Here is a 24661-nt window from a genome sequence, read left to right on the forward strand (position 1 = left end):
ACCCCCCGCCGCCCCGCTTACACGAGCCCGTCATCTCTCCGGCTGATGCTCAGAGATTGACGACATTCCCCGCCGCCGCCGGCTCGTCGTCATCGGCAGCAGGTGACTTTTTGTCCGCCTCGGACCGGATCGAGGTGGAGGTGGCGGCCTCATTGAACTCTTCGCCGGCACCGTAGATTTCGCGCGCTTGATCGGTGGTCAGGTCGTCCGGGCCACCGTCGAAAACGATCTTTCCCTGGCTCATCCCGACGATGCGCTCGCAATAGGTCCGCGCGGTGTCGAGCGTGTGCAGGTTGCAGACGACGGTGATGCCGTCCTCCTCGTTGATCCGCTTCAGCGCATCCATGACCAGTTTCGCGTTCAATGGATCCAGCGACGCGATGGGCTCGTCCGCTAGGATCAGTTTCGGCTTCTGGACCAGGGCGCGGGCAATGGCGACGCGCTGCTGCTGGCCGCCGGACAGCGTCCCGGCCTGTTGCAGAGCGGTCTGCTCGATGCCCAGGCGCTCGAGCGCCAGCAGCGCTTCCAGGCGCTCTCTGTCGCTGAACAGTTTGAAGACGCTGCGCAGGGTCCCGACATGGTTCAGGCGGCCCAACATGACGTTGGTCAAAACGTCCAGCCGTGGCACCAGATTGAACTGCTGGAAAATCATGGCGCAATTGGCCTGCCAGTCGCGCAGGGGCTTGCCGGACAGGTTGCTGACTTCCTTGCCGTTGAACAGGATTTTGCCCTGGCTGGGCGTCGCGAGACGGTTGATCAGGCGCAGCACCGTGGATTTCCCGGCGCCGGATCGCCCGATAATGCCGACCATCGCGCCTTCTTCGATCTGCAGATTGACCGAATTGACTGCTTTGACCGTGCCGAACTGTTTTGTAAGTGATTGAATTTCGAGCATTATATCCTCGTGACCGGATATGCGAAAATCAGCCGATCCGGTACGGTCGACCTTGCTTGGCTTTGCGGAGGTTCCCCCATCACGGCGGCCAACTACCCGTCGTGTGGTTACTGATTACCCGCCTCGCATTGCAGCAGCGTGCAAAACCGGTTTCAGATTTGTGAAAGGGTTTACCGAAGGTCTATTGCGCTGTTGCGGCCATGCGCGGAGTTCTGTAAGGGAAATCGTTATGCAGAAACCCAACCCATTGAAGCTGAACAAACTGCAGGCGCGGACCCTTGCGCTGGCACAGGTCATCGCGCGCCAACCCGATGGCGGCATTGCCGATCCGGCGACTGGGGACATCCGGCTGGCCCGGATACCGCATGCCCATGGCGATCATGTCCATGTCGGCCCCTTTGTGGTGTCGGCGCGGGACGCCAGCGGCTTCTCCAATCCCGCTGTCTGGGTCGCATTGGCGCGCAAGGGCCTGGTCCGCAGTCCCCAACTGCACGACATCGCCCTGACGCCGGAGGGTCAGGCCTACGACACGGGCCTCGGCAAGCAATTCCTGGAAGAGAGCGACCACTAATCCTTTGCGCCATATTTGGCGTTTGCGACGGCCGCGCTTACTCTCTCCTTACCGGCAATGAAATTCGTGAGGGGCAGGGGCGTACGATGACAATCGAACTCTATACCTGGGGCACGCCGAACGGCCGTAAGGTCTCGATCATGCTCGAGGAGCTGGGGCTGCCTTACTCCGTTCATCCGGTCAATATCGGCAAGGACGAACAATTCGCGCCGGATTTCCTGAAGATCAGTCCGAACAACAAGATCCCGGCCATCGTCGATCCGGATGGGCCGGGCGGTGAGCCGATCTCGGTATTCGAGACTGGGGCGATTCTCACCTATCTGGCCGAAAAGACGGGCAGTGAACTCTGGCCGTCCGATTTTCGTCGGCGCACCAAGGTCAATGAATGGCTGATGTTCCAGATGGGCGGCGTCGGACCGATGTTCGGGCAGGCCAATCATTTCCTGCATTTCAATCCGGGCAAGTCCGACTATGCCGAACAGCGCTATCGCACGGAAGCGCACCGGCTCTACGGTGTCCTGGATAAGCGCCTGGGCGAAGTCCCGTTCATCGCGGGCGATGCCTATAGCGTCGCCGATATCGCGATCTATCCGTGGGTCGCGCGCTGGGAATGGCATCAGATTGATCTGAAATCCCTGCCCAATGTCTGGCGCTGGTTCTCGGAACTGGGGCAGCGCGCGGCGGTGGCGAAGGGAATGTCAGTACCCTGACAGGGGAATGCCGGGGGCCGCTTGCGGCCCTCCGACTCCTGCGCCAAGCTTCCGGGCCAAGCCCGGTTTGCCAGGAGTGTCCCGCATGTCCGACGAGATCGATTTCAAACCCGTATCCGGAACCGTTCTGCCGCGCTTTGCCGGTATACCGACCTTCATGCGGCTGCCCCATCTGGCGCCGGAGAAAGCGGATGCGGTCGATATCGGCATCACGGGCGTCCCCTGGGATGGCGGGACGACGAATCGGGCGGGCGCCCGGCACGGGCCGCGTCAGATGCGCGACATGTCGACCATGATGCGCAATTGCCATCACGTCACCGGCATCATGCCTTTCGACCTGGCGAACTGCGCCGATCTGGGGGACAGCCCGGTCAATCCGATCCAATTGGAAGACACGCTGGAACGGGTCGAAGGGCATTTCCGAAAGATTCATGCGAAAGGCATTCTGCCGCTGACGGCGGGCGGCGACCATCTGATCTCGCTGCCGATCATGCGCGCCATTGCGGACACATCGAACCCGCTGGGCATGGTTCATTTCGATGCCCATACGGATACCTGGGACCGCTATTTCGGTGGGGCGATGTATACGCACGGCACGCCCTTCCGTCGCGCCATCGAGGAAGGGCTGCTGGACCCGAAACGCACGATCCAGATCGGTATCCGCGGCGGCCTGTATCACCCCAAGGACAAGGAATGGGGATTGGCGCAGGGTATCCGCGTCGTCGAGATCGAGGAATATTTCGACCTGGGACCCGACAAGGTCGCGGAACTGGCGCGGGAAATTGTCGGCGGCGGTCCGGCCTATATCTCCTTCGATGTCGACGGGATGGATCCGGTTTACGCGCCCGGCACGGGCACGCCGGAGATCGGCGGCTATTCCACTCATGAAGCGCAGCGCATGGTGCGGGGACTGCGCGGCCTGGATATTGTCGGGGCGGATGTCGTCGAGGTCGCACCGCCCTTCGACCCGTCCGGCGCGACCGCGCTGGCGGGGGTCACGATCATGTGGGAAATCCTGTGCCTGATGGCCGAAAAGGTCGCCCATCGCAAGGCCGGCTGAGCGGCCGCACAGGCAAGGATCGTGGACCTTCTGCTGACCTTTGACTGGTGGGTCGTCGCCATCCTGGCCGCCATCGCCGGTGTCGCGCGCGGTCTGTCCGGGTTCGGCATCGGGTTGATCATGATGCCGATCGGCGGCGCGTTGCTGACGCCGGCTTTCATGGTGCCGGTGCTTTCGATCCTGGACAGCCCTGCGTCGGTCTTCCTGCTGGCCGAGGCCTGGAAGCGAATCGATAAGCGAGACGTCCTGATACTGGCATCTGCGGCCGCTGTCTGCATGCCTGCGGGGATATGGATCCTGACTTATGTCGAGGCGGGCACGGTAGCGGTCTGCGCCAACGCCGTCGCCCTGGCGACGGCCGTCGCGCTGCTGGCCGGACTGCGCCTGCGCGGCGCGCTCTCCTTGGCGAGAAGCCTGACAACCGGGGGCCTATCGGGCGTTCTGCAGGGGGCGGCGGCACTGCCCGGGCCGCCGATCATTCTGGGATGGGTCGCGGCACAGATTCCCGGCCCGGCCTTGCGCGCCAATATCATTGCCTATTTCGCGCTGATTGACGCGCTTGTCGTCCCGATGTTGTGGATATCCGGGCTGTTCACGGTGGAAGTGCTGTGGTTCGGGGCCAGTCTACTGCCCCTCTACCTTGGCGGCGTCCTGATCGGCCGGAAGGCGTTCGGGTTGATATCGGAAGGTCTGTTCCGTCGGGTCGTGCTGGGACTGGTCATCCTGGGGGCGCTCAGCGGCATCGTCGTCGTGTCATTGGGCGGTGGCGCGGGATGACGCGGTGCGGGAAATCGCTTTGTTTACAGATCACCCGCCCTGTGTTGTCCTTGTTATTCAAAGAAAACGAAGGATGGACCACACCCCGTATGCAGCCCTTTGCAATCGCCGGCGTTCAAATGCATGTCGGCGCTTATACCGAGAACGTTTCCGCCATCCGCCAACGCCTCGATTTGACGGTCGCCCGTTTCCCCTGGGTCCAAATGGTCCTGTTCTCGGAGCTGGCGCCCTATGGGCCGCTGCCCCAGCACGCCCAGGATTTGCCCGGTCCGACCGAAGAGGCATTTCAGGAAATGGCGCGCGCGCACGGAGTCTGGTTGATCCCCGGTTCCGTCTTCGAGCGGGTCGGCGACAAGATCTACAACACGGCTATCGTCATCAATCCGGACGGCGAAGTGGTCGGCCGTTACCGAAAGATGTTTCCCTTCCGGCCCTATGAGGACGGGGTCGAGGCGGGGACCGAGTTCCTGATTTTCGACGTCCCCAATGTCGGGCGGTTCGGCCTGTCGATCTGTTACGATATCTGGTTCCCGGAAACGACGCGGACGCTGACCGCCCAGGGGGTGGAGGTGCTGTTGCATCCGGTGCTGACCGGAACCGTCGACCGGGATGTCGAGCTTTCCATCGCGCGCGCCTCCGCCGCAATGTTCCAATGCTATATCTTCGACATCAACGGTTTGGGGGCAGGCGGCTGCGGACGATCCTGCGTGGTCGATCCGTCCGGGCTGGTCCTGTATCAGGCTGCCGGGCAGGAGGAGATCATTCCGATCGAGGTCGATCTGGACTTGGTCCGGCGTCAGCGCGAGACCGGTCTGAAAGGCCTCGGGCAAACCCTGAAGAGTTTCCGCGACCGGGATGTAGAGTTCGGAATTTACGACCGGGCCAACCCGGCCAACGCTTATCTGAACAGTCTGGGGCCGCTTGAAATGCCGCAGCGCGGATCCCGCGCCGGTCTGGATGTCCGCCCCGGCACATTGGAGACGCCCGCCACGCAGGCCTATGGCGAAGCCACGGGGGCCGGCGGTCCCCGCCTGCATTCGGTGGACCTGATTCATGGAGTAAACAGAACCGGGACAACATGAGCCAAAATAAGAAAAAGCCCACTCCGGGCGGCGAACAGGGAAAAGGCGGTGAAAAGGGCGACCTAACAGCTCATTATTCCGCCTCGCAGCTAAGAAACGATAGCTGGAGCAAATTGAAGAACGCATCCGCCCGGCTGGCCATGGCGGAGAGGCGGGCGCCCGGCGATCCGATGCACAGGGTCGTCGAAGATCTGCTGGCGCGTCTTGAGCCCATCGAAAGCTATTGGGCTTTTCCCGGGCGGATCACCTTCGAGCGGCTGAAAAGCATGTTCGACGAAGGGGAGTTCACCTCCCTGGCCCATACGGTCGCACGGACGACCCGGGCGCTGATGTCCGACAGCTACCGCAGCCGTCATGTCCATGTCCTGCCGACCGAAGACGAGGAGGACGACGAGGACCGGTCCGACACCGCCGACGAACGGGCCCGGGCGCGGCCCTATTTCGAAGTCATGATCGTCGACGATCTGTCCCCGCATCAGGAATACACGCTGAAACGCTCCCTGCGGGACAAACGCCGGGCGGAAGACTCCTTCGTCTATGAAAGCGTCGTGGTGGGCAGTTTCGAAGACGCGCTGATCGGCGTCCTGTTCAACTACAACATCCAGGCCGTGGTGATCCGCTACGGCTTCCCCTACACATCGCGGCATGGCCTGCCGATGCTGACCCGGTACCTGAACCGGTTGGGGGACGAAAGCTTCGAGGATCTGCCCCCGGAGGAGTATGGCGTCTCCCTGGCCTATGCCATCGGCAAGCTGCGGCCGGAACTGGATATCTACATGGTCACGGATCAGTCGGTGGAGGATATCGCCGGCCGGGTCTGCGATAATTGCCGTAGGGTCTTCTACAATCAGGAAGACTATATGGAGCTGCACCTGAACATCCTCAGGGGCGTCAATTCGCGCTACAAGACGCCGTTCTTTACCGCGCTCAAGGAATATTCGAAGCAACCGACCGGCGTGTTCCATGCCATGCCGATCAGTCGCGGCAAGTCGATCGCCAAATCCCACTGGATCAAGGATATGGGCGACTTCTACGGCATGAACATCTTTCTGGCCGAGACTTCGGCGACGTCGGGCGGGCTGGATTCGCTACTGGACCCGCATGGGCCGATCAAGCAGGCGCAGGAAGTGGCGGCCAGGGCCTTCGGCGCGCGGCACACCTTCTTCGCGACCAACGGCACGTCGACCTGCAACAAGATCGTCGTGCAGGCGCTGGTGAAGCCGGACGATATCGTGCTGGTCGACCGCGACTGCCACAAATCGCACCATTACGGCATGGTCCTTGCGGGCGCGCAGGTCGTCTATCTGGACAGCTATCCGCTGAACGAATTCTCGATGTATGGCGCGGTGCCGCTGCGCGAGATCAAGCATCAGCTCTTGAACCTGAAGCGGGCCGGGAAATTGGACCGGGTGAAGATGCTGTTGCTGACCAACTGCACCTTCGACGGCATCGTCTACAATGTCGAACGGGTGATGGAAGAATGCCTGGCGATCAAGCCAGATCTGGTCTTCCTGTGGGACGAAGCCTGGTTCGGCTTCGCGCGCTTCGGTCCGACCTATCGCCTGCGCACCGCCATGCACAATGCCGGCATGCTGCGCGAACGCTATCAGACAGGCGAGTACCGCGCCGAATACGAGGCCTGGAAAAAAGAGTTCGACAAGGCGGATCCCGATAAGGATTCAACCTGGCTAGACCGGCGTCTGATGCCGGATCCCGATAAGGCGCGGGTGCGGGTCTATGCCTGCCAATCGACCCACAAGACGCTTACCAGTCTGCGTCAGGGGTCGATGATCCATATCCACGATCAGGATTATAAGGCGAAGGTGGAGGAAGCCTTCCACGAAGCCTACATGACCCATACTTCGACCTCGCCGAACTACCAGATCGTCGCGTCCTTGGATGTCGGCCGTCGGCAGGTCGAACTGGAAGGCTTCGAGCTTGTCCAGAAACAGGTCGAGATGGCGATGGTCCTGCGCGAGAAAGTCGCGACCCATCCGCTGCTCAGCAAGTATTTCCGCGTGCTGACGCCGCACGACATGATCCCGGATACCTATCGCGAAAGCGGGATCGAGGCCTATTACGAGGCCGGCAAGGGCTGGAACGATATCTGGGAGGCCTGGGCCCGGGATGAGTTCGCCCTGGACGCGACCCGGATCACCTTGCTGATCGGCAAGACCGGGTTGGACGGCGACACGTTCAAGAACAAGGAGTTGATGGACAAATACGGGATCCAGATCAACAAGACGTCCCGCAACACCGTCTTGTTCATGACCAATATCGGTACGACCCGTTCGTCCGTCGCCTATCTGATCGAGGTGCTGGTCAAGATCGCGACCGATCTGGACGAGCGCATGGACGATTCCTCACCGGTCGAACGCAAGTTGCACGAGAAGCAGGTGACGTCGCTTCTGGAGGACCTGCCGCCGCAGCCGGACTTCAGCCGCTTTCACGATGCCTTCCGCGCCAAGGGGACGCAGAAAGGGCAGGGGGGCGACACGCCCGAAGGCGACATCCGGACGGCCTATTTCCTCGCCTATGACGACGAGAATTGCGAGTATCTGGGGCTCGACGACGGGTCCCTGGACGCAGAGATGGCGAAGGGGCGGGAAGTCGTATCCTCCACCTTCATCATTCCCTATCCGCCCGGCTTCCCGATTCTGGTGCCGGGTCAGGTCGTCAGCGCTGAAATCCTGAAATTCATGCGGGCGCTGGACGTCAAGGAAATCCACGGATTCCGGCCGGAATTGGGTCTGCGTGTCTTTACCGAGAAGGCGTTGAAAACCGCCGCGAAGAAGTGAACAGGACCGAAGAACAGGGGGTAAAAATCATGGCAAAGAAAGCCGCGTCGCGTAAGGCCACGAAGAAGGCCGCTAAGGAACCCAAGAAGGCCGTCGCGAAGGCGGCGAGCGCCAAGCAGGCCGTCACGAAAACCGCCGCGAAAAAGACCGCCGCGAAAAAGACCGCCGCCAAGAAGGCTGCTGCCAAACCGGTGAAGGCCAAGGTCGCTGCGAAGAAAGCCGCACCCAAGAAAGTCACTGCGAAGAAGGCGCCCGCACGAAAAGTCGCCGCGAAAAAGGCCGGCAAGCAGAAGGTGCTGCGCGGCATGTCCGACATCCGGCGCTTCTTCCACCGCAACGAAATGCCCATCGTTTTCATCAGCGCTACGAACTTCAATCTGTTGGGCATGGATGAATGGGTCCGGAACTTCAAATATATCAACTACATCGACTGTTTCGACGGACGTCACCCCAATGTTTTCGTCCCGTCCGAGGCGCCGCATGCGGAATTCCAGTCGATCGAGGACATCAACAATTACCTGCTGCAGCACAAGGAAGTGCTGGATACCGTCAAGGCGATGGGGAAGCATCCGAAATCGGTCTTCCTGATGTTCGACGAAGAGACGGAGAAACTGGCCAAGAAGGCCAATATGGACGTCTGGTTCCCGAAGGCCAGCCTGCGTACCCGGGTCGACAACAAGATCGAAACCGTGCGCATCGGCGACAAGGCTGGCGTGCCCTCGGTTCCGAACGTCCTGTCGGAGATCACCGGCTACGATCAGTTGCGCGAGGTCGCGAAGGGCCTGGGCACCGATCTGGTGCTGCAATCGGCCTTCGGCGATTCCGGACATACGACCTTCTTCATTTCGAACGAGAAGGATTTTAAGAAGCACGAGGCTGAGATCGTCGGCCAGGGCGAGATCAAGGTGATGAAGCGGATCAACTGCCGCGGTTCCGCGATCGAAGCCTGCACGACCAAGCAGGGCACCATCGTCGGCCCGCTGATGACCGAACTGGTCGGCTTCAAGGAGCTGACGCCGTATAAGGGCGGCTGGTGCGGCAACGAGATCTTCGACGAAAGCTTCACGCCGGAGATTCGCCAGAAGGCCCGCGACTATACGTTCAAATTCGGCGAGCAGCTGCGGAAGGAAGGGTATCGCGGCTATTTCGAGCTGGATTTCCTGATCGATATGGACTCGAACGAGATGTATCTGGGCGAGCTGAACCCGCGCATTACCGGGGCGTCGTCCATGACCAACCACGCGGCATTTGCCCATGCCGACGCGCCGCTGTTCCTGTTCCATTTGCTCGAGTTTTCCGGGGTTCCGTTCGAGCTGGACATCCAGGCGTTGAACGACCGCTGGGCTGATCCCGACAATATCGACAGTTGGTCCCAATATGTCATGAAACACACCGAGGATTCGGTGGACATCATTACCGAAGCCCCCGAAAGTGGCATCTACCACATGAACCCGGACGGCAGTATCGAATACAGCCGCTTCGACTATCACCGACGTGCGGTGGCCAGCGAGAACGAGGCCTTCTTCCTGCGGATTTCCGGACAGGGAGATTACCGGTATGAGGGCGCGGATCTTGGCATCCTGGTGACGCGCGGTCGGTTGATGACGGACAATTTCAAGCTCAATAAACGGGCCAAGAAATGGATCGATGGGATGCGCGCGAAATTTATCGGCCGGAGCCTTCAGCCGGTTCCGCAGGCTGGGGCGTACAAGATCCTGTAAGCCGCGATCTCGGTGCCGTCTTCCTGCCCTTGCCGCAGGAGGACGGCCCCTATCGCGCGACGGCCGATGGGGCGTTGGACGGGACGCAGATGGACCTGACATTCCAATCCTTTTCGGAAGCGGCGCCGGGCCCGAAATGGCAGGCGTTGTTCCAGAAGTATTGGCCGGCCTATCGCGCCTGGTACCTGTCCGACGGTCTGGAACAGCGGGCGACGTGGCTGGCCTGTAAAGAGGCGCTGGAAACCTACATGCCGCGCCTGATGCCGACTTACGATGCGCTTTGCGATCTTGCGGGCGGCAAGGACCTGCCGTCGCGCTTCCTGTCCTTGTGGAAACCGCCGGCCTATATCTCCGGCTGCAGCCAGGTTGTCTGGCTGGGCGATGGGCCGAAACTGATCCGCAACTATGACTACAGCCCGGCGCTGATGGACGGCGTCATCATGGAAAGCGCGTGGAACGGCACCCGCGTCATTGCGATGACGGATTGCCTCTGGGGCGTGCTGGACGGCGTCAACGAGAAGGGGCTGGCGGTCAGCCTGACCTTTGGCGGCCGGCGCACGGTGGGCGAGGGATTCGGGATTCCGGTCATCCTGCGCAACATTCTGGAATTCTGCGAAACGGCGGAGGAGGCCGGCGAGATGCTGGCCGAGATTCCGACGCATATGGCCTATAACGTCACCGCCGTCGATCGCAGCGGGCGTTTCCGCACCGCCTATCTGTCGCCGGGCAGTCGCCCGATCATCAAATCCGTACCCTATGCGACGAACCATCAGGGCCGGATCGAATGGCACGACCATGCCCGGGCGACCGCGACCTTGGAGCGTGAACAGTTTCTGCGCTTCCGCCTGGAAGACGACAGCCTGACTTTCCCCAAGCTGGTCGAGGCCTTCCGCCGCCAGCCGCTTTACACCAATGCCTATTCCAGCGGGTTTGGGACGATCTATACCGCCGTCTACGACCCAATCGCCGGGACGGCGCTTTATCTTTTCCCGGACGGCACTGTGAAGCGGTTCGGCTTCGGAGAGGTTGGCGAAACCGCCTGGCATGTGCCCATCGACGGCAGCGGAGCCCCCGAAATCCGGGGTATGGACTGGGTCTGAATTAGACGGGCTCTGGTTGCAGCTCTCGTCACCGTAGTCCTGCGAAAGCAGGGGCCTTCGCAAAGCGGCCCTTGAGTATACGGTTGCTCGATGGTTCCTGCTTTCGCGGGAACACGGTATGTGTTGTGGCCTGGACGGCGGTCTGCTCAGCGTTTCCGGCTGTGACCGAATGGGCATCCTATAGAGAGATTACATTTAGTCCGGTCGCTTCTCCGGCAATCCCGACATCAACCATGTGCCCAGGCCGCTGGGCAGGGCGCGGCTGACCCAGCCGACCAAGCGCATCGGCCAGGGGAAGGAAATCTTCGCCTGTTTTGCCGACAGTCCGCGCCGGATGATCCGCGCGGCGCGGTCCGCCTCCATGAAGAAGGGCATTCTGAAGTCGTTCTTGTCCGTGATACGGCTGCGCACGAATCCGGGGCATATCACGCAGACTGTGACGCCGCTGCCGCGCAATCGGCCGCGCAGCGCTTCCCCATAGGCCAGCACCGCCGCCTTGGACGCGGAATAGGCCGGTGCGCTGGGGAATCCACGATTGCCGGCGATGGAACTGACTAGGGCCAGTGTGCCGGATTTTCGCACGGTCATGCGATCCAGAACCGGGTGGACCGTGTTCAGAACGCCGCCCAGATTGATGTCGAAGATGCGCCGATCCGCCTCTTCGCCGCCGCCGCCGGAAATCCCGGCATTGGCAATGGCGATATCGATGGCGCCTCTTTCGTCCGCGGCCTCGATCCAGGCGCGCATGGCCGACGTGTCGGTGACGTCCAAAACGGCGGTTTCGACGTCTGCGCCCGCTTTGCGACAAGCAACCGCAACCACATTCAGACGGCCTTCGTCCCGGCCGCTCAGAACCAGCCGGACATCCGGCGCGGCATATTCCCGGGCGAGGGCCGCGCCGATGCCGCTGGACGCGCCGGTGATCAGGATCGTTCTCATCGCCGCAGAATGCGGGTCTGCGTCGCAGGCGGCAAGACTTCCCAATTCGGGTCCGTCATGCGAAATAGGGCGCAACGAATTGGGGGATTTGACATGACCGCCTGCAGCATGACCGGCTTTGCCCGGGGCGAGGGGAGCGATGACCGCATCCGCTGGACCTGGGAGGCGCGAAGCGTCAACGGCAAGTCCCTGGACGCGCGGTTACGGATTCCGTCGGGATGGGAACGCCTGGACCCCATTGTCCGCAAGTCCCTTCAGGATGGCTTCAAGCGCGGCAACTTCACGATCAATCTCGATATCCGTCCGATCGGCGGTAAGGGGGTGGTTCGGATCAACGAAGGCCTGCTGGACGAGCTTGTCGCCCGCTGTGAGGCCTTTGGCGAACGCCCGCGCCTGGATACATTGCTGACCGTGCGAGGCGTGGTCGAGGCTGCCGAGGAAGATGACGGCGACCTGTCCGGTGACGATGAGCGGATCGCGGCAATCGAATCCACCCTGACAGATACGCTCGCCCGACTGGCCGAGGCGCGGTCGGATGAGGGCGGGCGTATCGCGAGCGTGCTGCGCGACCATCTGGGCGAAATCGAGACCCTGGTGGAGGAAGCCGAAACCTGCGCCGACGCGATGCCGGAGGCGATCCGGAACCGCATCATGGCACAGTTGGACGAGCTGCTGCCGAAGGACGGTGCCTTGGCATCGGAGCGCCTGGCGCAGGAAGCCGCCGTCCTGGCGGTCAAGGCGGATGTCCGCGAGGAGCTGGACCGGTTAAAGGCTCATATCGAGGGCGCGCGCGATCTGCTGCGCGAGGGAACGGGCATCGGTCGGCGCTTCGACTTTCTGTGTCAGGAGTTCAATCGCGAAGCCAACACCCTCGCGTCGAAATCCGCAGCGCTGGACCTGACCCGAATCGGACTAAACCTCAAAGCCTGTATCGACCGCCTGCGTGAGCAGGTCCAGAATCTCGAGTGAAAACATGGCATTAGGCGGATCTTCCGACGACATCTATCCCATTCGGCGGCGCGGCCTCATGCTGGTCCTGTCCTCCCCATCCGGGGCGGGCAAGTCGACGATCTCGCGCGCCATCCTGGAGAGCGACCCGGATATCGCCATGTCGGTCTCCGTCACGACGCGTCCCAAACGGCCGGGCGAAATCGAAGGCAAGCACTATCACTTCATCGACAAGACCGAGTTCGACCTGATGGTCAATCGCGGCCAGTTGCTGGAACATGCCAAGGTCTTCGACAATTACTATGGCACGCCGCGTGGCCCGGTGATGGCAGCCCTTCAAGAAGGCCGCGACGTTCTGTTCGACATCGATTGGCAGGGCACCCAGCAATTGGAGGAAAGCGCGCTGGAGGATCTGGTGCGGGTTTTCATCCTGCCGCCCTCGTCCCATGAGCTGGAACGCCGCCTGACCAAGCGCGCCCAAGATTCGGCGGAGGTGATCGCCAGCCGCATGGCGAAGGCCGCCGACGAGATGAGCCATTACACCGAATACGACTGGGTCATCGTCAATCGCGATATCGACGAGAGCGTCGAGAACGTCCGGTCGATCCTGACGTCAGAGCGGCTGAAACGGAAACGCCAGGTCGGCCTTGGCGAATTCGTCAAAGGTCTGCGCGCGGGTTGAGATCAGTCCGCCAGCGCCTCGCGCACCCAGTCGTGAAAGCCCTTCACCCAGTGTTCCTCCGGCATCAGGACGCCATGTTCGTATTTGTGTGACCGCAGGCCCTGTTGGTTCAGGGCCGAGGCGTCACCATCCTGTTGCATCACCAGAATGCCGAAATCGGTCACGCGTTTCAGGTCTTCGGGCGTCATCGCGTCCAAAGTGGCCTGCGGGAACAGCCATTCGGCGACGATTTCCGTCTGCTCGGGACCTAGGGGCAGCACCCGGACGGTGCGCATGTAATCGCGATGCGCTGCGATGAAGACCGACGGCATGCTGACAAAATAGCTCTGGCCGCGTTGCAGTTCCGCTTCGGTCAGTTGGTCGAATTTGGCACCGACGGGCCGGCCGTCCATCGTCCAACTCTCCCCGCCCTCGCGGAGACCGCCGGCATAGCGCGGATGCATATCGTCCAGGTGGTCCTGCCAATCCGCGGCGTCGCGGACGGAGGAGATGCGCCTGCCGTAAATCGGCACCAGATCGCACAGTTCCGGATGGATGTTGGGACAGTGCAGGCACTCGTTGAAGTTCTCCCAGAAGACTTTCCAGTTGCAGTCCATTACCTTGCGCCAGACATGTCCGATCTTCAGGTCTTCCAACGGCCAATGTTCGATCCGGTCGCTGCCGCGTTCGAACCCTTCTTCCAGATCCGGCGCATCGTCGGACAAGCAGGCGAAGACGCAGCCGCGCCATTCGCGCACGGCAACGGGGTAGAGCGGGTAATCCGCCTTGTCGAAATCCGGTGCCACGGCATGGGACGTGGTCGCCACCAGCCGCCCGTCCAAACCGTAGGCCCATTGGTGATAGGGGCAGCGGATGGCACGGCCGGTCAGGCGCCCCTGTTCCTCGACGCAAAGAGTGGAGCCGCGATGCCGACAGGTATTGTGGAAGCCGCGCAATGTGCCGTCTTCATCCCGGACCAGGAAGATTCCCTGATTGCCGATGGTGAACCTTCGGAAGGCGCGGGTCTCGGCCACGGAATCGCTGTGGCACAGGAAAATCCAATGCCGGTAGAAGATCCGTTCCAACTCCATCCGGTAGACTTCCGGATCCCAGTAGGAAGGGCCGGACAGGGTCGGGTGAGCTTCACGCAGCCCATCGAAATCTTCCGTTCCGGACAGGACCCGGCGGTTGGGCGGGGGCGGTTTCTGCTGCAGGCTCATCGGCTATGCCTTACACGGTTGGACGGTGGTTGGGGTTGGCGATTTTCTTAGGTTAATCATGGGACGCTTCCGGGTGTGAGCGAATAAATTTCCCCAGTCTTGGAACCCAACTGACCGAACCAGAGCTAGGCCGTCACGGATTGTCGCGATGTCTGTGGCCGCTGCGGATCGTAGACGGCAAGACTGTTGCCGCCTTCTGCTTTCGCGGCATAGAGCGCCGCGTCAGCCAGTTCGAAAAGGTCATGCGGTTCCGTCGCATGTTCGGGGCACAGCGCGATGCCGATGCTGCAGCCGACATTCACCATCGTCCCGCGATGATCGAGCGGCTCGCTCAGCCCCGTCAGGACGCGCTGCATCAGGCCCACCGGCTCCCGCCCGCCCGCCCGGCGCGCGATCAATACCGCGAACTCGTCGCCGCCGATCCGTGCCACGATGTCGGTCGCCCGGCAGGACGAGGTCAAACGGTCCGCGACCGCGCGCAGCACGGCATCGCCGACGGCGTGACCGAGCGTATCGTTCACCGACTTGAACGCATTCAGATCGACAAGAGCGAGGGCGGCCAGTACCGGTTCGCGGTGATCGGGGGACAGCATTTCCGCCAACCGGTCCCGGAACAGCGCCCGATTTGCGATTCCGGTCAGGGGGTCGGTCATCGCCAGACGCCGCGCTTCCGTCTCCGCCTTGATCCGTTCGGCAACCTCGCGCCGCAGACGCCGCGTCAGACGGATATACCAGAACAGGGCGAGGGCCAGCAGAAGGGCCGCCGCCAGCGACAGGGCGATCGCCCGGTAATAGGGGCGCAGATCGGCCTGAACATTCGGATCGAACAGGAAACCGTTCAGATCGGCATCTCCGTCGATCATTCCCAATTCCTTAAAGGTCTGGGTGATGACGTCCCAGCGGCGGGGGTTCATATGACCGATGGCGACGATGTCGGGGTTGATCAACTTGTACATCGTCTCGGCTTCATATAGCAGCGCGTCCCGCCCTTTCTCGGGCTGGTACTTCGCCAGGATCAGATCGACGATTTCCGACTGATGGCGCAACGCATAGTCCCAGCCGCGAATGCTGGCCTCGCGAAACGCCCGCACGGTGTCGGGATTTTCATCGGCAAAGGCCTCGGACGTGAACAGGATGTCGCTGTAGAAGTCGACGCCGTATGTGCGTGGGCTGATCGTGCGCACGGAATGGCCCTGCTGCGCGGCAACGAAGGGTTCGTTGGTGATATAGGCGTCATAGGCATCGACCGCGCCGCTGAACAGATCGTCCGGATCGTAGGTCGTCTGACGCAGATCCACCGCATCCGCAGAGATGCCCTCCAGGTGCAGCATGGCCAGCAGTTCCGCACTTTCCGGCGCCGGCATCAGCATTGCGGACCGGCCCACCAGATCATGGGGGCGCTCGATGCCGGACCCGTCCCGCACCATCCAGACAATCGGCGAAGATTGAAAGATCGCCGCAACGGCCAAGAGCGGGCGTCCCTTAAGGCGCTCGATCGCGAGGCCCGGTCCGGACACGCCGAAATCGACCTGACGGTTCAGGACTGCCGAAATCGGTGAGTTGTTTGCCGGGCCGCCCTCAATGATTTCCACCGACAGGCCGGCCTCGTCGTAGAACCCCTTTTCCAAAGCCGTATAATAGCCGGCGAACTGAAACTGGTGCTTCCAGCGCAGTTGGATCGTGACGGCTTCCTGCGCCGCCGTGCTGGGCGCATGGGACAGCACAGCGGCAAGGGCCAGAATAGCCCATAGGCCGCGCGCACAATGACCCGATGTCCGCAAGTCTATCCGCACTGTCATCCCTCGCGCACGTCGTCGACGTGCCTCTCCCTCGGGAAGACTAGCCAAGCCTTTTGATGCTGTCACCGGCCCCGTTCTACGGGCCCCGGTCGATGGCAGCTATTTCGGCATTCCGCGGCCGAAGACGAAGGTCACATTGACCCGCCGGTTCTCATAGCCGGGGTGGAAATCGATATCATGCGTCTCGTGAAACAGGGTCGAGTCGAAGATCGCGGCGCGATTGCCGCGATGGGGAATTCGGATGGCCTTGGCGTTGCTGTTCTTCAGGTGTCGCCTGATTTTCTGCACATCGGTGTTGTAATCGGCGAATTGCCAGTCCTGGGGCGCCGGGGCGTCGAAAACGGTCAGACCGCCACCGTCCGGATCCTTGTTGGCTTCGCTGGGTGTGATCCAGAAATTGACATTCACCACGCCGATATCCGCATGGACGTTCACGCCCTTGCCGACATTGTCATACTTGAAGCCCCAGGCCTGCCGCAGGCGGTGATCGCGGAAAATCTTGGGAAACCCGGTGCGCAGCGTTTCCGACAGGTGCAACACCAGTTCGCAGCCGAAGCCTTCGCCAAGCCCCGCGCCCAGATATCCGGCAACATAGGGCTTCTTCCAGATCCGCGCGCCCAGGCAGAACTGCCTCAAGGCCGACAGGGCCGCCGGGGCGAGGACATCGTCCAGCTCGATGCAGGACCGTGCGCCGGCGAAATAATCCGCCTGCACCCGTTCGGGATCGATATCGGGATTCAGAAAATCGCCGTCCGGCACCTTGCCGAACCCGCGATGGTCGATGGCCACATATTGTTCAATGAAGGCGCTGTCGATCGCGGACTGACGGGACGGGTCATCCAGTAGTGACCGTACCTTATCGCGATAGGCGAGATCGTCGGGCCGGGCGATGCCGATGCGCTCCAGGTAATCGATCTGCTCCGCCTCATGGCGCAGAACGGCGGGCGAGAGTTCGATGCCACCCGGCCGATTGGGATCGGACGCTGCGCGGGCGGCGCGGGCAAACGTGGTCTCGGCCTCCACAAGGCGGCCGAGCCGGATCAAACTCGATCCGCGCTGCGACAAGGCGGCGGCGTTGTCTGGCGATTTGTCGGCCGCCCGCGCGAAACTTTGCGCCGCGCCCTCGTCGTCACCAAGCCGGGTTAGGGCGATACCCAATTCGTAATGCAGCGCGCCGTCATCCGGCCCAACTGCCAATGCCCGAGTCAGCAGGGCAGCGGCTTCATCAAAACGTCCGAGAATGGCCTGGGCTTTCGCCGCCATGCGCAATGCCGCGACATTCTCAGGCATGTACGTCAGCATTGCCGAAACGTGATCCAGCGCCGCATCCGCGTCACCGTTTTCTAGCAGCAGTTCCGCGAGCCGCTGGCGCAGGTCGGTGCGGTCCGGGGCAAGGTCGACGGCGCGCCTTACATGACGTTCGGCCAGTTTCGCCTTGCCTTGATGGTAGGCGGAGAGGCCCAGTAGAAAATGGGGCTCGGGCGTCTGCGGTGCGGAACGAGAGGTCCGGGATAAGGCCTTGTCGGCACGCTTGAACTGTCCTGCCTTGATATAGTCCAAGGCACGCCGGAACTCGTCTTGGGATGTCATGTTTAACCGCGCTTCGCAGGTATCCTAGTCGAAGCGGGTTGATAGAAACCGAATGGCTAAACCTCTACCGGAAGATCTTGAATATTTGGTGGACGTTTGATGACAGCGTGGGAGTCCAGGGGCTCGCTCTCAACGATCAACTGCGTGCGGTCGCTGGCGAAATGCGAAATGCCGTATTCGATGGCCCGACCGTCCATGTCGACATTGATGCTTTCCGTCTGAAGGACCGGCCGGGTCGGCGGTTGGTGAAGATGCGCGGCGAGTTGGCGGGTCGGCATGGTTGCGGTGATCCGGGTGGAGAACCGCTTATAGTCCAAAACGCCACAGGCTCTCAAAGACTCGGTGATGGACAGCGTCTTGCGGAAGACCGGAATGATGTCCGCAAAACGCTTGGCTGGGAAATAATGGATGGCGACGCTGATCGGGCGACCGTCGGCTTCGCTGACCGCCTCGATCAGCACGACCGGCGCGCCTTTGCGCACACCCAGATTGCGCGCTACCGCGGCGTCGGCGCGAACCTGTTCGGCCCGCAGCAGCGTCTTGCTGGGAAGACGGTTCGATTCCGTGACATTCTGCGTGAATCGGGTGCGCTCCCCGATCGGATATTCGACAAGGTCGCTTTGAACGAATGTGCCGCGCCCCTGTTCAATTCGAACTTTGCCCATTTCCTGTAAAAAGGACATGGAACGCCGAACGGTATGACGATTGACCGCGAAACGCCGTGACAGTTCGTTTTCCGTCGGCAGCCGGTCGCCCGGTTCGTAGATGCCTTGGTCAATCTCGGATTCAAGCGTTCCGGCGATTTGACGCCATACTGGTTCGCCATCGGTCGAATACACGTTTGAACCTCCCGGTCGAAGCGGCGTCACAATTAATTAACCGCACGGTTTGAACTACCGGCTTGCGCCGCGTCATCAAATTCTGCAATGTCTGTTCATCTAGACGTCTATATGAATTTATGGCGCGAGTCTAGACCTTTGGGAAGTTTGTCGATTGTCACGGATCGGCGGTTTTGGACGGGAGGCGAAAGGTCCATGTCAAACACACAGGGCGACCCGGCGAACGTCGCGCGACAGCGCTGGATGGGCGCGCTGGCGACCGCGCCCGGTTCCAGGTTGAAGGCGATGTGGGATGCATTGGACGGCATTCCGCCCTATCAGATGCTTCGGGCGCCGGAAACCGGGCTGATCATGACACGCGGCAGGGTCGGCGGCACCGGCGCGGCGTTCAATATCGGCGAAATGACGGTCACTCGATGCTCTGTACGTTTGGCGGATGGGACCGTGGGGCACGCCTATCTGGCGGGCCGGGACAAGGCGCAGGCGGAACGTGCGGCGGTTCTGGACGCCCTGTTGCAACGGTCCGAAACAGCGGCGGCCATCCAAGAACAAATCATTCAGCCACTGCTGGACGAGCGCGAGGCACGTGACCGGTCGCGCGCTGCCAAGGTAGCGGCCACGAAGGTGGATTTCTTCACCATGGTACGCGGGGAGGATTGAGGAGATGGCTGTCACCGAACTCACACCCGGTTTCTCGGATCCCGTCCATGATTCGGCCAATGCGTTTCGCGCCATTCTGGACGCGATGGCACGGCCGGGGCGGATCGTCGATCTGCCTGCGCTTCCAGAGCCGCCAAAGGGTTTCGATGCCGCCGCGGCGGTGCTGGCGCTCAGCCTGTTGGACGACGACACGCCGGTCTGGATCGATCCGGGGCTGCGCAACGCGGCATTGGATGGCTATCTGCGGTTTCATGCCGGCTGTCCGATCGTCGACCGGACCGATCGGTGCCGTTTCGCTTTCGTGGGCGCTGAAGCGTTCGCCGCGCTTGTCGAAGACCTGCCCATCGGCGACCCCGATTATCCCGACCGCTCTGCCACAGCCATCGTGTTGTGCGACGGGCTGACCGGTGGCGTTCGGCGTGCCCTGCGCGGACCGGGTATTCAGGATGTCGCCCATCTGGCGCCGAAAGGTATGACCGGTCAGGGCTGGGAGAGCCTGACGCGCAATCAAGTCCTGTTTCCCTTGGGAATCGATACGATTTTCGTCTCGCAGGGTCAGATCGCGGCGTTGCCGCGCAGCATCCGAATTTCGGCGGAGGAGAATTGAGCCATGTATGTCGCCGTAAAAGGGGGCGAACGCGCTATCGATAACGCCCATGGCCTGATGGCCGAGGATCGCCGGGGCGACCCCGAGGTGGCGGAACTGACCGTCGCCCAGATCCGGGAGCAGATGAAACTGGCGGTCGACCGGGTCATGACCGAGGGGTCGGTCTTCGACCGTGATCTGGCGGCGCTCGCCATCAAGCAGGCGCGCGGAGATCTGATCGAGGCGGCATTCCTGATCCGGGCCTATCGCACGACCTTGACCCGTTTCGGGGCCAGCCTGCCGGTGGACACGGGCAGAATGAAGATCGACCGCCGCATCTCGGCGGCGTTCAAGGACATTCCCGGCGGTCAGGTTCTGGGGCCCACCTTCGACTACACCCACAGGTTGTTGGACTTCAAACTGGCGGCAGAGGGTGGGGAGGCGCCGATGGCGCTTCCGATGGATGCAGACGGGGAAACGGCGCCCCATGTCCTGGACCTTCTGGCTGCCGAGGGGCTGGTTGAAACCCCCGGCATGGCCAATAACGATGCGGCGCCGGCCGACATCACACGAGAGGCCCCCGAATATCCCATGGACCGGGAGGCGCGCCTGCAAAGCCTGGCGCGCGGGGACGAGGGCTATCTGCTGGCGCTCGCCTATTCCACACAGCGCGGCTATGGGCGCACCCATCCCTTTGCCGGCGAGATCCGGCTGGGCCGGGTTTCGGTCGAGTTCATGCCGGAGGAACTGGGATTTCCGGTCGAGATCGGCGAGATCGAACTGACCGAATGCAACATGATCAACCAATTCAAGGGTTCCAAGGCGATGCCGCCGCAATTCACACGGGGCTATGGCGTCGCTTTCGGACATGGCGAGCGCAAGGCCATGGCGATGGCGCTGGTTGACCGCAGCTTGCGCTCCGAAGAATTGGGCGAGGAAATCACGGCCCCAGCCCAGGACCAGGAATTCGTGCTGTCGCATTGCGACAACGTCCAGGCGACGGGCTTCGTGGAACATTTGAAACTGCCGCATTATGTCGATTTCCAGTCGGAACTGGAACTGGTGCGGCGCATGCGCGGGGAGGCGGCGGAATGACGCCCGAATCCGAAACCGATCAGCAATACAATTTCGCTTATCTGGACGAACAGACCAAAAGAATGATCCGCCGCGCGCTGTTGAAGGCGGTGGCAATCCCGGGATATCAGGTACCCTTCGCCGGACGCGAAATGCCCATGCCCTATGGTTGGGGCACCGGCGGGATACAGGTCACCGCCGCGATCCTGCGCCGCGACGACACGTTGAAGGTGATCGATCAGGGCGCCGATGACACGACAAATGCCGTGTCGATCCGCAAATTCTTCAAACGCGTTGCCGGGATCGCAACGACCGAGAAGACCCGCGAGGCGACGATCATTCAGACCCGGCACCGCATCCCGGAAACACCGCTGGAAGATGGTCAGATCATCGTCTTCCAGGTGCCGATTCCGGAGCCCCTGCGTTTTCTGGAACCGCGCGAGACCGAAACCCGCAAGATGCATGCGCTGGAGGAATACGGCCTGATGCATGTGAAGCTGTATGAGGATATCGCACGGCATGGCCATATCGCCACGACCTATGCCTATCCGGTCAAGGTCGCAGGGCGCTATATCATGGATCCGTCGCCGACGCCGAAATTCGACAATCCGAAAATGAACCGGACGCCCGCCTTGCAGTTGTTCGGCGCGGGCCGCGAAAAGCGGATCTATGCCATCCCGCCCTACACGGAAGTGGTCAGCCTGGATTTCGAGGACCATCCGTTCGAGGTCCAGAAATGGGACCGGCCCTGCGCCTTGTGCGGGGCGACGGAAAGCTTCCTGGACGAGGTCATCATGGACGATCAAGGCACGCGCATGTTCGTGTGTTCCGATACCGATCACTGTGAGAAACGGCGCGGCGAAGGACATGTCGGCCCGGCACAGGAGGCAGCGGAATGAGCGCGACCCCGACCCTGCTGTCGGTAACCGGCCTGACGAAGCATTACGGCGCGCATCTGGGCTGTGCGGATGTGTCGTTCGATCTGCATCCCGGGGAAGTCGTCGGGATCGTCGGCGAATCCGGTTCCGGCAAGACGACCCTGTTGAATTGCCTGGCCGGTCGCTTGGCGCCGGATGAGGGGCGGGTTCTATACACCGACCGTATGGGCGATGCGATGGACGTCCATGCCATGTCGGAATCCCGGCGGCGCTTCCTGATGCGCACCGATTGGGCCTTCGTGCATCAGAATCCACGCGACGGGTTGCGCATGGCGGTCAGTGCGGGCGGCAATGTCGGAGAACGCCTTATGGCCGTCGGTGCCCGCCACTATGGCGATATCCGATCCCAGGCGATCGACTGGCTGGACAAGACGGAGGTCGATATCGGCCGCGTCGACGACCGTCCCGACACGTTTTCCGGCGGCATGCAGCAGCGGCTTCAGATCGCCCGGAATCTGGTGACCGGGCCGCGTCTGGTCTTCATGGATGAACCGACGGGCGGCCTGGACGTCTCGGTCCAGGCACGGCTGTTGGACCTGCTGCGGCGGTTGGTGGCCGAAATGGGGCTGGGCGCGATCATCGTGACCCACGACCTCGCGGTGGCGCGGCTGCTGTCGCACCGCCTGATGGTCATGCGGCGCGGCCATGTCGTGGAACAGGGGCTCACCGATCAGGTGCTGGACGACCCGCAGCACGCTTACACCCAGTTGCTGGTTTCCTCGGTTCTGCAGCCATAGGAGCACTCGACGATGTCGCAAGAAATGATCCGGCTGACCGATGTCGCCAAGTCCTTCACCCTGCACAACCAAGATGGCGCGACGTTGCCTGTCTTCGCCGGCCTTTCCATGTCGGTGGCTGCCGGGGAGTGCGTTGCCTTGGCCGGTCCGTCGGGCAAGGGCAAGTCGACCCTGATGCGGATGCTGTACGGCAATTACCTTTGCCCGGCCGGGTCCATCGAGATTCGGCACAAGGACGGCTGGACCGATGTGGCTGGCGCCGATCCGCGCAGTATCCTGGATCTTCGGCGATGGACGCTGGGCTACATCAGCCAGTTCCTGCGGGTGGTGCCGCGCGTTTCCACGCTGGACGTCGTCGCCGAGCCATTGGTGTCACGGGGCGTTCCGCCTGAAGAGGCACAGGAAAAGGCGGCCGCGATACTGACCCGTCTGAACCTGCCGGAATCGCTTTGGCATCTCGCGCCCGCCACCTTCTCCGGTGGAGAGCAGCAGCGCGTAAACATTGCGCGTGGCTTCGTCGCGCCGTTTCCCGTGATGCTGCTGGACGAGCCCACCGCGTCTTTGGACAAGACGAACCGTGAGGCGGTTCTGGACCTGATCCGGGACGCCAAGGCAAGGGGCGTCGCGCTGATCGGCATTTTTCACGATGCTGAAACACGAAATGCCGTATGTGACCGGGAATTCGAAATCGCCAGCTATGCCGTCGCTGCCTGAGGAGACATCCCCCTATCATGCCAATGGACGATGTATACGAAGTCAGTGAGCGAACCGAGGACGCGTGCCGGGAAGAGCAAACAACCGGCGCCGAGACGGTCTTCGCCAATGCCAGAGTGATCCTGGCCGACCGGGTTCAGACGGGCTGTGTGACTGTCCATGATGGACAGATCGCCGAGATTGCAGAAGGGGATGCCGTCCCGCGCGCGGCCGGTGCGTCGGTCATAGATTGCGACGGCGACTACCTGATGCCGGGCATGGTCGAACTTCATACCGACAATATCGAAAAGCACATGCTGCCGCGGCCCGGCGCGCTGTGGCCGGCGCTTCCGGCCGCGATTGCCCATGATATGCAGGTCGTCGCGGCGGGGATCACGACGGTCTATGACAGCGTCGCGGTCGGTGCGTTCGACGAGGCGGGGCTGCGCCTCCGTGCGCTGCAATCCATCTGCGAGGCGCTGGAGGAGGGTGAGCGCCATGCACTGTTCAAGGCCCGCCATCTGCTGCATCTGCGGTGCGAAGTCGCTTTCGACGGGTTGGAGGACTTGCTGCCGCCGCTGATCGGCCGTCCGCTGGTCGGGCTGTTGTCGGTCATGGATCACACACCGGGGCAGAGGCAGTTCGTCGATGAGGCCAAATACGTCCAATACTATCAGGGCAAGCATGGTTTCACCGATGCGGAGATGGCCCAATACATCGTCGACCGGAAGCGCGATCAGGTGCGGCATAGCGACCGCAACCGCCGCTTTGTCGTGAACCTCGCGCAGGAATACGGCCATGCCTTGGCGAGCCATGACGACGCGACGGCGGATCATGTCGCGGAGGCCGTCCGCGACGGCATGACCATCGCCGAATTCCCGACGACCGTTGCCGCGGCCCGCGCGTCACATGACCAGGGATTGGCGGTGCTGATGGGCGCGCCGAACCTGGTGCGCGGCGGGTCCCATTCGGGCAATGTCGCGGCCGCCGAATTGGCGTCGCTCGGTCTGTTGGACGTGGTGTCCAGCGACTATGCGCCGGCGAGCCTGATCCACGCCGCCTTTCTGCTGGCGGATACGATCGACGGGATCGACCTGCCCGGCGCCGTCGCGACGGTGACGGCGAATCCCGCAAAGGCCGCCGGTCTGGACGACCGTGGCGTCATCGCGACAGGCAAGATTGCGGATCTGGTTCGGGTCTCGAAGACCGATCGTCATCCGATCCTGCGCGGTGTCTGGCGCGCCGGCGTGCGGGTCGCCTGAT

At 62.0% G+C, this 24661-nt stretch carries 23 protein-coding genes; 17 read left to right on the top strand and 6 right to left on the bottom strand.

The genetic code is table 11. The features are described from left to right. Positions 1 to 49: 49 nt before the first annotated feature. Positions 50 to 895: a phosphonate ABC transporter ATP-binding protein gene (phnC, locus tag ACO06O_RS06900; protein WP_420417131.1), complete on the bottom strand. Its 846-nt coding sequence runs from the start codon at positions 893 to 895 to the stop codon at positions 50 to 52. Between the two features lie 229 nt (positions 896 to 1124). Here phnC and ACO06O_RS06905 point away from each other — a divergent pair, with 229 nt between their 5' ends. From ACO06O_RS06905 to ACO06O_RS06940, 8 genes are all read left to right on the top strand, one after another. Further along, positions 1125 to 1466, top strand: a complete 342-nt coding sequence (locus ACO06O_RS06905) for a hypothetical protein (protein WP_421877675.1) — start codon at positions 1125 to 1127, stop codon at positions 1464 to 1466. 86 nt (positions 1467 to 1552) lie between these two features. Next, a complete protein-coding gene (locus ACO06O_RS06910; RefSeq protein WP_421877677.1) occupies positions 1553 to 2176 on the top strand; it encodes a glutathione S-transferase family protein in 624 nt (207 codons plus the stop codon). Between the two features lie 85 nt (positions 2177 to 2261). Then, the gene (gene speB / locus ACO06O_RS06915; RefSeq protein WP_420417123.1) at positions 2262 to 3236 is read left to right on the top strand and encodes an agmatinase; all 975 of its coding nucleotides are present in this window, start codon (positions 2262 to 2264) and stop codon (positions 3234 to 3236) included. A 21-nt stretch (positions 3237 to 3257) separates the two neighbouring features. Further along, positions 3258 to 4013: a sulfite exporter TauE/SafE family protein gene (locus ACO06O_RS06920; protein ID WP_421877679.1), complete on the top strand. Its 756-nt coding sequence runs from the start codon at positions 3258 to 3260 to the stop codon at positions 4011 to 4013. 89 nt (positions 4014 to 4102) lie between these two features. After that, positions 4103 to 5095, top strand: coding sequence for a carbon-nitrogen hydrolase family protein (locus ACO06O_RS06925; protein WP_421877681.1), 993 nt, complete (start codon positions 4103 to 4105; stop codon positions 5093 to 5095). Between the two features lie 113 nt (positions 5096 to 5208). Beyond that, the gene (locus ACO06O_RS06930) at positions 5209 to 7893 is read left to right on the top strand and encodes an aminotransferase class I/II-fold pyridoxal phosphate-dependent enzyme (protein ID WP_421877683.1); all 2685 of its coding nucleotides are present in this window, start codon (positions 5209 to 5211) and stop codon (positions 7891 to 7893) included. Between the two features lie 29 nt (positions 7894 to 7922). Next, entirely contained in the window at positions 7923 to 9614 is a 1692-nt protein-coding gene (locus tag ACO06O_RS06935; RefSeq protein WP_421877685.1) for a biotin carboxylase, read from the top strand. Further along, complete coding sequence (locus ACO06O_RS06940; RefSeq protein ID WP_421877687.1) at positions 9533 to 10714, top strand: C45 family autoproteolytic acyltransferase/hydolase; 1182 nt, start codon at positions 9533 to 9535, stop codon at positions 10712 to 10714. Before ACO06O_RS06935 ends, ACO06O_RS06940 begins: the two co-directional genes overlap by 82 nt. A gap of 195 nt (positions 10715 to 10909) precedes the next feature. Here the strand turns inward: ACO06O_RS06940 and ACO06O_RS06945 are convergent, their stop codons facing one another. Continuing rightward, positions 10910 to 11653 (bottom strand): SDR family NAD(P)-dependent oxidoreductase, encoded by a 744-nt coding sequence (locus ACO06O_RS06945; protein ID WP_421877689.1) that lies wholly within the window; start codon positions 11651 to 11653, stop codon positions 10910 to 10912. 93 nt (positions 11654 to 11746) lie between these two features. Between ACO06O_RS06945 and ACO06O_RS06950 the strand changes: the two genes are divergently transcribed. Together ACO06O_RS06950 and gmk are read left to right on the top strand one after the other, a co-directional pair. Further along, the gene (locus ACO06O_RS06950) at positions 11747 to 12622 is read left to right on the top strand and encodes a YicC/YloC family endoribonuclease (RefSeq protein ID WP_421877691.1); all 876 of its coding nucleotides are present in this window, start codon (positions 11747 to 11749) and stop codon (positions 12620 to 12622) included. Positions 12623 to 12626: 4 nt separating this feature from the next. Continuing rightward, positions 12627 to 13283, top strand: coding sequence for a guanylate kinase (gene gmk, locus ACO06O_RS06955; RefSeq protein ID WP_421877693.1), 657 nt, complete (start codon positions 12627 to 12629; stop codon positions 13281 to 13283). Positions 13284 to 13285: 2 nt separating this feature from the next. Here the strand turns inward: gmk and ACO06O_RS06960 are convergent, their stop codons facing one another. The 4 genes from ACO06O_RS06960 to phnF all read right to left on the bottom strand — a co-directional run bounded on the left by ACO06O_RS06960 (position 13286) and on the right by phnF (position 18710). Further along, entirely contained in the window at positions 13286 to 14482 is a 1197-nt protein-coding gene (locus tag ACO06O_RS06960; protein ID WP_421877695.1) for an aromatic ring-hydroxylating oxygenase subunit alpha, read from the bottom strand. A gap of 125 nt (positions 14483 to 14607) precedes the next feature. Then, positions 14608 to 16281 carry an ABC transporter substrate-binding protein gene (locus ACO06O_RS06965; RefSeq protein ID WP_421877697.1) on the bottom strand — a complete coding sequence of 558 codons (1674 nt, stop codon included), beginning with the start codon at positions 16279 to 16281 and terminating at the stop codon, positions 14608 to 14610. 99 nt (positions 16282 to 16380) lie between these two features. After that, on the bottom strand, positions 16381 to 17871 hold the full coding sequence (locus ACO06O_RS06970) for a tetratricopeptide repeat protein (protein WP_421877699.1): 1491 nt from the start codon (positions 17869 to 17871) through the stop codon (positions 16381 to 16383). A 56-nt stretch (positions 17872 to 17927) separates the two neighbouring features. Continuing rightward, positions 17928 to 18710: a phosphonate metabolism transcriptional regulator PhnF gene (phnF, locus tag ACO06O_RS06975; RefSeq protein WP_421877701.1), complete on the bottom strand. Its 783-nt coding sequence runs from the start codon at positions 18708 to 18710 to the stop codon at positions 17928 to 17930. 195 nt (positions 18711 to 18905) lie between these two features. On the opposite strand from phnF, the gene phnG reads away from it, so the two are divergent. From phnG to ACO06O_RS07010, 7 genes are read left to right on the top strand one after another with little or no spacing between them, the layout of a single operon-like run. Further along, positions 18906 to 19370 carry a phosphonate C-P lyase system protein PhnG gene (gene phnG / locus ACO06O_RS06980; RefSeq protein ID WP_421877703.1) on the top strand — a complete coding sequence of 155 codons (465 nt, stop codon included), beginning with the start codon at positions 18906 to 18908 and terminating at the stop codon, positions 19368 to 19370. A 4-nt stretch (positions 19371 to 19374) separates the two neighbouring features. Next, positions 19375 to 19977: a phosphonate C-P lyase system protein PhnH gene (phnH, locus tag ACO06O_RS06985; protein WP_421877705.1), complete on the top strand. Its 603-nt coding sequence runs from the start codon at positions 19375 to 19377 to the stop codon at positions 19975 to 19977. A 3-nt stretch (positions 19978 to 19980) separates the two neighbouring features. Further along, positions 19981 to 21051: a carbon-phosphorus lyase complex subunit PhnI gene (locus tag ACO06O_RS06990; RefSeq protein WP_421877707.1), complete on the top strand. Its 1071-nt coding sequence runs from the start codon at positions 19981 to 19983 to the stop codon at positions 21049 to 21051. Continuing rightward, on the top strand, positions 21048 to 21929 hold the full coding sequence (locus tag ACO06O_RS06995; RefSeq protein ID WP_420417107.1) for an alpha-D-ribose 1-methylphosphonate 5-phosphate C-P-lyase PhnJ: 882 nt from the start codon (positions 21048 to 21050) through the stop codon (positions 21927 to 21929). The genes ACO06O_RS06990 and ACO06O_RS06995 overlap by 4 nt, the downstream gene beginning before the upstream one ends. Continuing rightward, positions 21926 to 22705 (top strand): phosphonate C-P lyase system protein PhnK, encoded by a 780-nt coding sequence (phnK, locus tag ACO06O_RS07000; protein ID WP_421877709.1) that lies wholly within the window; start codon positions 21926 to 21928, stop codon positions 22703 to 22705. Before ACO06O_RS06995 ends, phnK begins: the two co-directional genes overlap by 4 nt. 12 nt (positions 22706 to 22717) lie before the next feature. Then, positions 22718 to 23419, top strand: a complete 702-nt coding sequence (gene phnL / locus ACO06O_RS07005; protein WP_421877711.1) for a phosphonate C-P lyase system protein PhnL — start codon at positions 22718 to 22720, stop codon at positions 23417 to 23419. A 17-nt stretch (positions 23420 to 23436) separates the two neighbouring features. Beyond that, the gene (locus ACO06O_RS07010) at positions 23437 to 24660 is read left to right on the top strand and encodes an alpha-D-ribose 1-methylphosphonate 5-triphosphate diphosphatase (protein ID WP_421877713.1); all 1224 of its coding nucleotides are present in this window, start codon (positions 23437 to 23439) and stop codon (positions 24658 to 24660) included. The last annotated feature ends 1 nt before the right edge of the window (position 24661 follow it).

The organism is Pacificispira sp. (assembly GCF_965228185.1).
Taxonomy (GTDB): Bacteria; Pseudomonadota; Alphaproteobacteria; order UBA8366; family Aestuariispiraceae; genus Pacificispira.

What these genes read in the sequence shown, in the direction of transcription:
- phnC (WP_420417131.1), bottom strand. Translation starts at nt 895, where the DNA reads ATGCTCGAAATTCAATCACTTACAAAACAGTTCGGCACGGTCAAAGCA.
- ACO06O_RS06905 (WP_421877675.1), top strand. Translation starts at nt 1,125, where the DNA reads ATGCAGAAACCCAACCCATTGAAGCTGAACAAACTGCAGGCGCGGACC.
- ACO06O_RS06910 (WP_421877677.1), top strand. Translation starts at nt 1,553, where the DNA reads ATGACAATCGAACTCTATACCTGGGGCACGCCGAACGGCCGTAAGGTC.
- speB (WP_420417123.1), top strand. Translation starts at nt 2,262, where the DNA reads ATGTCCGACGAGATCGATTTCAAACCCGTATCCGGAACCGTTCTGCCG.
- ACO06O_RS06925 (WP_421877681.1), top strand. Translation starts at nt 4,103, where the DNA reads ATGCAGCCCTTTGCAATCGCCGGCGTTCAAATGCATGTCGGCGCTTAT.
- ACO06O_RS06935 (WP_421877685.1), top strand. Translation starts at nt 7,923, where the DNA reads ATGGCAAAGAAAGCCGCGTCGCGTAAGGCCACGAAGAAGGCCGCTAAG.
- ACO06O_RS06940 (WP_421877687.1), top strand. Translation starts at nt 9,533, where the DNA reads ATGGATCGATGGGATGCGCGCGAAATTTATCGGCCGGAGCCTTCAGCC.
- ACO06O_RS06945 (WP_421877689.1), bottom strand. Translation starts at nt 11,653, where the DNA reads ATGAGAACGATCCTGATCACCGGCGCGTCCAGCGGCATCGGCGCGGCC.
- ACO06O_RS06950 (WP_421877691.1), top strand. Translation starts at nt 11,747, where the DNA reads ATGACCGCCTGCAGCATGACCGGCTTTGCCCGGGGCGAGGGGAGCGAT.
- gmk (WP_421877693.1), top strand. Translation starts at nt 12,627, where the DNA reads ATGGCATTAGGCGGATCTTCCGACGACATCTATCCCATTCGGCGGCGC.
- ACO06O_RS06960 (WP_421877695.1), bottom strand. Translation starts at nt 14,482, where the DNA reads ATGAGCCTGCAGCAGAAACCGCCCCCGCCCAACCGCCGGGTCCTGTCC.
- ACO06O_RS06965 (WP_421877697.1), bottom strand. Translation starts at nt 16,281, where the DNA reads ATGACAGTGCGGATAGACTTGCGGACATCGGGTCATTGTGCGCGCGGC.
- ACO06O_RS06970 (WP_421877699.1), bottom strand. Translation starts at nt 17,871, where the DNA reads ATGACATCCCAAGACGAGTTCCGGCGTGCCTTGGACTATATCAAGGCA.
- phnG (WP_421877703.1), top strand. Translation starts at nt 18,906, where the DNA reads ATGTCAAACACACAGGGCGACCCGGCGAACGTCGCGCGACAGCGCTGG.
- phnH (WP_421877705.1), top strand. Translation starts at nt 19,375, where the DNA reads ATGGCTGTCACCGAACTCACACCCGGTTTCTCGGATCCCGTCCATGAT.
- ACO06O_RS06990 (WP_421877707.1), top strand. Translation starts at nt 19,981, where the DNA reads ATGTATGTCGCCGTAAAAGGGGGCGAACGCGCTATCGATAACGCCCAT.
- ACO06O_RS06995 (WP_420417107.1), top strand. Translation starts at nt 21,048, where the DNA reads ATGACGCCCGAATCCGAAACCGATCAGCAATACAATTTCGCTTATCTG.
- phnK (WP_421877709.1), top strand. Translation starts at nt 21,926, where the DNA reads ATGAGCGCGACCCCGACCCTGCTGTCGGTAACCGGCCTGACGAAGCAT.
- phnL (WP_421877711.1), top strand. Translation starts at nt 22,718, where the DNA reads ATGTCGCAAGAAATGATCCGGCTGACCGATGTCGCCAAGTCCTTCACC.
- ACO06O_RS07010 (WP_421877713.1), top strand. Translation starts at nt 23,437, where the DNA reads ATGCCAATGGACGATGTATACGAAGTCAGTGAGCGAACCGAGGACGCG.